Raw genomic sequence first — 6,362 nt, 5'->3', positions numbered from 1 at the left:
TTGTTTGCAGGTTCGCTGCGCAGTGGACAGCGAGCGGCAAATATCATGACTTTAATCCAGTCAGCAAAGCTGAATGGGTTGGATCCGTATGCCTATCTCAGTGATGTGCTGAAAAGGCTGCCGACGCATAAAGCGACCCAAATAGAAGAATTACTACCACATCGCTGGAAATCCAACTCAAATTAAAAAATAGGCATGGGGTTCAGCGGACGCTTACGACTGAGCTTAGAGATTGTTTTAAAGCGCCTAATAGCATTGTTATATCCTTTTTCGGGTTTTGTTTATTGTATGGTGTACGGTTAAGCAAGAAATGTGTTAACTAAATGAGTTGTGTCATGGTGTTGAGATAACTTTTCGGCATCCATGTCGTTATGTTCTTCATAGATAGTTTTTAAGGTTTTGATGGTTTCATGCATCAAGGTTTCATGATGCTCAGTATTGAATTTGAACTTGTGGCACTCTTTAGCAAGGGATACACGAACTTTGAATTTTTCTAAAAATTCGATGGTTTTATTGGTGGTGTCGTTTTCACATCCAAAGTAACAAACATTATCAATATGCAATGTGGTTGTTTTCAGCATTAATGGATTTTTATCAAACACAAAATAAGCAAAAATGCAGTTTTCACGACTGTTGTAAGTAATGTAAGACTTCTCAACATTAATTGCGTCCACTGATTTAAACCAAACAACGCCATCGTCATAGGTTTCAGCATGGCTTGAGAAAAGCATATAAATTAAGGTGTCGATAATTTCTGCGGTGCTGTTGCCGATAATTAAATGATTCAGACTTGAATCACTTCCGTTTGTAAATTGGTATTGAGCGACCACTTTATTTGCAAATTGATGTGCTGCGTTATTCATTATTCATCTCCAAGTTTCGGACAATATTTTCCTAAGGTTTTATTTTAATCTGAGTCACTTCATTATAAATTTTTCTCAAAAAAAAAGATTCTTTTTTCAAGAATCTTTTAATCAATTAAAAGCTATCGTATACAGATTAATCTAATTATCCGTAACTCGGTGAATCATCATCATTTGATTTATCCTGGTCATTTTCCTGTTCTTGCTCTTGTTCTTCCGTATTTTCAAGCTTCAGGACTAGATCGTATGGTTCAATGATATTGTCCATGACTTTTAAAAGGTAAGAGAGGTCTTGTTCCATCGGTTCTAGGTTTTCATAGTTTTCACCGACATAAAGCTCTTGATCTGTCAGTGAACGTTTAAACGCATAGTTCCAATCTGATACGGCGACCTTGCTATATACCATGGTGTAACCAGCATCATTGGCCAGCTGGTTCATCATCAGTTTAGCAGCGCGACCGTTACCCTCTTCAAAAGGGTGAGCTTCATTTAACTTGGCATAAAGCTGAGTGAACTCTTGCACAAACTGGTCTTTGTCCAAACCTTTCAGGTGGTCTTTTTCTTTAACCGCCTGTGAGAACTTATTCAGTTCATCAGGGATCAGGTTTTTATCTAGGAAATGACCGATTTCATAATTACCGTTCGGGTCGATCGCACGTTTAGAAATGTCGTCCAGACGCACTTCTCCAGCCCAATCGTAAATATGCTCAAAGATTTTTTCATGGATTTTAGAGAGGTGGTCGAGATCGTAATTGCCACGTAACGGCGAAATTTCCATTTTCGCTATTCGATGTTCCGTGATTTCTTTTTCCAGTGCCTTTTTATAGTCGCCTTGCGCTTGGCAACTGGTAGGTTGAGATAAGATGTCTTTCGCATCTAAATAAAACTCAAGTTTATCGTCCATATTGTTCTACTTATGAGTGATTGGGTTTGGTAATCCGCTGTAAGCTAGATTAGGTTGTATTCGCGATGATTAGGCTTTGTTTTTAAGTGCATTCCATTTCTTCATCAATGCAGCTTCTTCCTCGTCAAATGTTGTTTGACCAGTTGCTAAGCGCTCCATACGTGCGTTTGATGATGCTTCACATGCTTTAACAATGTGAGGGGAGAACTCTTGAGCTACATTGCCTTGAGCAGAACGGTATGCAGCACGTACACGGTCTTCGTATTTTACTTCTTCAGACATATCGGTTTCCTGTATCAACAATCTGTAAATTACAATAATTGTAACCCCAAACAAGGGGGCGATTCTTGCTAAATTGCGTATAAACAATCTTATTGGTATATACCGATTAACAAAATCAAATAAGATTAAAATTCCAAAAAAATCAAATATCGTATATTAAGTATATAATTTAAGTATATACAGGAAAGTCGTTAAACATGAACGTATTCAAAACACTAAAACTATCTGCAGTTGCAATAATCTCAGTGTCTATGTCGTGCGCTGTTTTAGCTAATAGTTCTTTAAATAACCTGAATACAAACAGCTTAAAATCTGCTGTTGCGCTTTCTCCTACTGCTGAAAACAAACGTAAAGTTGAGCGTTTACTTAACACTAAAACACCGTACCAGATTGAAACTGGTGCGGTACTTAAAAAAGTGAAGTATTCAAAACACTTTAATATGAACGTTCAGATGTCTAGCAAAACTGCAGATAAATACTCTTCTGATGAAACTGACTCTTTAAACCGCTTTGTGAATGAAAAGATTCATCCGTTTTATTGCTCTGTATTCGCCAATGCTCCAGTTAAACCAGATCTGTATGTAGACATCGTGGACAATCAGGGTAAATCATTCTTTGGAAGTGCTGAGCGTTATTCAGATACTTGCCAATAGTTTTAAGGGCTAAATATTACATAGATCTGTTAACGCCGTTTTAGGCAAAAACAAATAGACCGCTTAATTGCGGTCTATTTGTTTTTATACTGACACCTAAAACCTTATGGAAAGGTCTTAGGTAGCACCGCTGTATAGCCTACGATCTTGCGTATTTTGATCTGCATATCAAGATGCAACGGCTGTACTGTCAAACGATTGAAGTAAGACTTAATCTCGCGCATCCACGCATGGAAACGATCATCGCAATGACGCATAAGCTTCTTAAGGTGATTGCGGTCAGCTTCTTGTAAGAAACTGAGTTCGCTGTCGATTGACCAAAGATCAATATCCTGATCATCTATACATAACAAGTACTGCGTATCAACGACCAATGAAGATACCAACTTGCCTTGGTCTTGCTTGTAGATCAGCTCAAAATTAACTTGTGCATCTAAAGCGCCGTTGATGTTTTCGATTTGAATGTCACGGCGTAAACGTACTGGTAGCTCCAGCAGTACAGTATTCTTATTTGACTGGTAATAATCAGCACGGACTTGGCTATCCCATGCAATATTTTCTAACATAAAATTTTGAAAAGAGGTGAGAGAATCTTCTTGTAGACCGACAACTTTTGTTTTAGATAAGATTTCAAAGTTCATATAATTTCTCCAAATGGTGAGCATTGAGCTCATACATTCATTATATTTCACTGTACATTTTTAAAACTTTTTTCAAAAAATATAGATTGTTTTAATGCTGTCCACTTTTACATTACATAGACAAGGGCAAAAAATCTAATTAAACTGACCTTGAATAAGAAATGCGTTCAAGTGTTTTGTGTTTTTTTATTCACCTTTCAATTTTAAAGAGCCAGGCGTTTTGCGTCTGGTTCTTTGCTTTCTGGTATATACCAAGCACATTTTGGTAATGTGCATTGACCAATCTCAATCATAAAGTTTCAGTTTTAAACCTTATTTATCGCTACGATTAAGCCAGTTGCTAGATGGGCTTTAAGATATGAATGCATCAAGTACAATAGCTTTAATGGCTGTATCTATTGGTTTTCCAGTGGTATTAAACTTTGACTTTGCTTTTACTTATTTAATTGGTTTTACCTTATTCGCCTGCACGATCGGTTTAATGTTTATGATTGTGTTTTTTGTTTATAACAGTGCTGTGACGGAAAAGATTAGCGCAATAATTAAAAGGATGTTCTTTTTTGCTGGTTATTGCGCTTGTGTATTAGGTGCGGTTTTCCTTACAAGATGTCTAGTTTAGTACGTTAATGTTTAATGCATATTTGCTAAATAAGTAATACCCAAACATACAGATCGCTAATGTAATTACCGTCACTTTACGCGTTGAGTTCACAACTTCAGCACTGTCTTTCTTGCTATTAAAAATACCAACTTTGATCAACTTAAACACTGAGTCTAAAAGGGTGATTGCAAACCACGTTCCTAAAAAGTAAATTGCCATGGTCAAATATTCCTGTTTGTGCAACACATACTTATATAAATAGACCAGTGTAGTGACCACAATTAATGAAAATGAAGCGCCATAGTGCAAGGTTTTGACGGCATTGCGATGTTGTTTTTCATTGTTGATGTTAATCGCTGCGTTGATAAAACAAAAAATTGCCAATTGTCCAATGATGACGACAATCCCCATTGCAAATAATTGGATGTTAAGACCATAAGCCTCTTCCACTAAAATTACGGCGCTTGCAAACGCAAGGAACATTAAATATATGAGATATGGCATGATTCTCTTGGTATGAAGCGATGATATTGGATGATTCTAGGCTAAGGTTCAAAAAAAAAGAAGTATGCTGGTCGCAACATACTTCCGATCTGATCAGGCTTCTACGTTCTGATTGATATAGTTTTTGTAGGCTAACTTCACTTCACTTAAAAGGGCTTCTTTCAAAACACCTTTGTCTTTTATCGTTGGATTGTGCAAACCAAGTGACGCACGGCGCTGTTTAGTGGTGTTTTTATTGGCATCTGTTACCCAAACTGAGTCGATATAATCATCAACTAAAGCATGCAATTCGTTTGGTTTTACTGCATTGTCTAAATTGGAAAGTATAGCCTTATTGTTTACGATCGCTAAACTTTCATCATATTCTCGATAGCTTGTACGTAAAGAATTCTTAAAATGAAGCAATTGATCTTCAATTTTTAATTTACCGCCATCAAGCTCGATGTCGATTACAAATGTCGTGATTTTAGATGATAGACCTAAAACACCAACTGATTTAACGCGAACAATAGTATCCATAACAACTCCAAGGTTTTGAGCAATTAGCTCAGGTAAAACGGTTAAACTTTTGTGAGATCTGCTTCAATATCTATCAGCAATTCTTTTACTGCTTTCATGTGTGGCAATAAAGTATAGGTGTTCATTTCGCTATTAAATGCACCAGCTTCAAGTTGTACACCAGCAATAAACGGCTCATTGATTAAGTTGTTGCCAATGAGATGACTTAAGCAAGCCTGTACCAGTTTGTTATTTTCTTCAGACTTAACCAGTAGGGGATACAAAACCACGAGTATTGGTAAATCACAAAACTCCATGTTGTTTGCATCAAGTAGCTGTTTAAGTGCATCCTTAATATCTTCATTGAGAACCAACAGTTCTAAACCTTTTTTCATGTCTTTATAGGCGTTATCAATGGCTACTTCGGAAAAGTAAAACCAATCGCGCTGGTCATCGAGCATGAAGCTATCTAATGCAGCGATTTTCTGTAAGATCTGCAATTGTTCAGGGTTGAACGTGCGAATCGCTTTTCCATTGATTTTATGCTGTAACAACAGCTTTAACGCCTTTTGCGCTTGATCGTTTAACTGCTGTACTTCTTGATTGAAGAAATTGCATAACTGATTCGACAGATCTACAAAGATAGAATTGTCATAGCAATCAGGTACCACGTTTTGAGTGGATAGCAACATAAAGCCATTTTCTGACAGCTCAGGATTCATATAGATACAAAGATTATGATCTTCGGTCAGCTCTGCAAAACCTTTTAAAGTGGTATATGCAATTTCATGATCAGGCAATTCAATGCCAGCATGGATATTAATGTGGAAGCTTGGGCTTTGGTCGCCGTGGTCTTGATCTGCAGTACTGATCATAGATAACAGGGTTTCCAAAAGCGCCGTATTCTTACGAATAGGCGACATAGCTTCATTAATTAAGATAAAGCTACTATTCATTAAAGTGCCTCCAAGAATAGTGAGCCCACAATATCAGTATTGAGTGGGTTAATTTCAATGAATTCGACTAGCTCCAGCGCTTTATCAACTGTGAGTTCCTTAGCGCGGAAATCAAAAAGTGTATCCACGCCAACGCCATCAATCACACCATATGAAGACATCAACTCTTCCAATTCAGGGATATTTTGATAATTTTCTTCAGCCAAGTTTTCCAAGGTCAAAAGGGCATTATCCACATGTGATTTGAACATGTGGGCAAGGAAGAAAGCTAAACGGTGCTCATGAGGTGCTCGAATGAAGAAATACTCACTATGCTCGTCATCGTTAGAATCCTGGCGTGACGCTTTAACCAAAAACAAAGGTAAATTGTCAGTACTGCCGTAAACTTCGTTAAAATCGATCGGGCAAAAATTACGGTTTAAATTCATGAGCTTTCTCCAAGTTTTAAGCTATTTGCTTG

At 37.2% G+C, this 6,362-nt stretch carries 11 protein-coding genes; 3 read left to right on the top strand and 8 right to left on the bottom strand.

Translation table 11 applies throughout. The annotated features are described in order from the left end of the window. Positions 1-186 (top strand): transposase domain-containing protein (locus PV763_RS10245; RefSeq protein WP_420937793.1); only part of this gene is annotated, 186 nt, incomplete at its 5' end. 113 nt (positions 187-299) lie between these two features. On the opposite strand, the gene PV763_RS10240 is transcribed toward PV763_RS10245, so the two are convergent. The 3 genes from PV763_RS10240 to PV763_RS10230 form a co-directional block, all read right to left on the bottom strand. After that, positions 300-863 carry a hypothetical protein gene (locus PV763_RS10240; RefSeq protein WP_043041417.1) on the bottom strand — a complete coding sequence of 188 codons (564 nt, stop codon included), beginning with the start codon at positions 861-863 and terminating at the stop codon, positions 300-302. Between the two features lie 145 nt (positions 864-1,008). Next, on the bottom strand, positions 1,009-1,767 hold the full coding sequence (locus tag PV763_RS10235; protein WP_005006069.1) for a Fic/DOC family protein: 759 nt from the start codon (positions 1,765-1,767) through the stop codon (positions 1,009-1,011). Positions 1,768-1,836: 69 nt separating this feature from the next. Beyond that, positions 1,837-2,049 (bottom strand): hypothetical protein, encoded by a 213-nt coding sequence (locus tag PV763_RS10230; RefSeq protein ID WP_005006071.1) that lies wholly within the window; start codon positions 2,047-2,049, stop codon positions 1,837-1,839. A gap of 197 nt (positions 2,050-2,246) precedes the next feature. On the opposite strand from PV763_RS10230, the gene PV763_RS10225 reads away from it, so the two are divergent. Continuing rightward, complete coding sequence (locus PV763_RS10225; protein ID WP_005006073.1) at positions 2,247-2,702, top strand: hypothetical protein; 456 nt, start codon at positions 2,247-2,249, stop codon at positions 2,700-2,702. Positions 2,703-2,806: 104 nt separating this feature from the next. Here PV763_RS10225 and PV763_RS10220 read toward each other — a convergent pair whose 3' ends face one another. Further along, positions 2,807-3,268 (bottom strand): hypothetical protein, encoded by a 462-nt coding sequence (locus tag PV763_RS10220; RefSeq protein WP_227609675.1) that lies wholly within the window; start codon positions 3,266-3,268, stop codon positions 2,807-2,809. A 433-nt stretch (positions 3,269-3,701) separates the two neighbouring features. Here PV763_RS10220 and PV763_RS10215 point away from each other — a divergent pair, with 433 nt between their 5' ends. Beyond that, complete coding sequence (locus PV763_RS10215) at positions 3,702-3,962, top strand: hypothetical protein (protein ID WP_035272626.1); 261 nt, start codon at positions 3,702-3,704, stop codon at positions 3,960-3,962. Here PV763_RS10215 and PV763_RS10210 read toward each other — a convergent pair. The 4 genes from PV763_RS10210 to PV763_RS10195 all read right to left on the bottom strand — a co-directional run bounded on the left by PV763_RS10210 (position 3,954) and on the right by PV763_RS10195 (position 6,330). Next, positions 3,954-4,448 carry a hypothetical protein gene (locus tag PV763_RS10210; protein ID WP_252099425.1) on the bottom strand — a complete coding sequence of 165 codons (495 nt, stop codon included), beginning with the start codon at positions 4,446-4,448 and terminating at the stop codon, positions 3,954-3,956. The two genes, PV763_RS10215 and PV763_RS10210, sit on opposite strands and share 9 nt — an antisense overlap. A gap of 93 nt (positions 4,449-4,541) precedes the next feature. Beyond that, on the bottom strand, positions 4,542-4,967 hold the full coding sequence (locus PV763_RS10205) for a hypothetical protein (RefSeq protein ID WP_024160748.1): 426 nt from the start codon (positions 4,965-4,967) through the stop codon (positions 4,542-4,544). Positions 4,968-5,008: 41 nt separating this feature from the next. Then, positions 5,009-5,902, bottom strand: coding sequence for a hypothetical protein (locus PV763_RS10200; RefSeq protein WP_420937792.1), 894 nt, complete (start codon positions 5,900-5,902; stop codon positions 5,009-5,011). Beyond that, on the bottom strand, positions 5,902-6,330 hold the full coding sequence (locus tag PV763_RS10195) for a hypothetical protein (protein WP_024160914.1): 429 nt from the start codon (positions 6,328-6,330) through the stop codon (positions 5,902-5,904). The genes PV763_RS10200 and PV763_RS10195 overlap by 1 nt, the downstream gene beginning before the upstream one ends. Between the last annotated feature and the right edge of the window lie 32 nt (positions 6,331-6,362).

Source organism: Acinetobacter sp. AS5 (assembly GCF_048957595.1).
GTDB lineage: Bacteria > Pseudomonadota > Gammaproteobacteria > Pseudomonadales > Moraxellaceae > Acinetobacter.
Note: the sequence above shows the minus strand (reverse complement) of the source record. Positions and strands in the feature narration are given on the sequence as shown.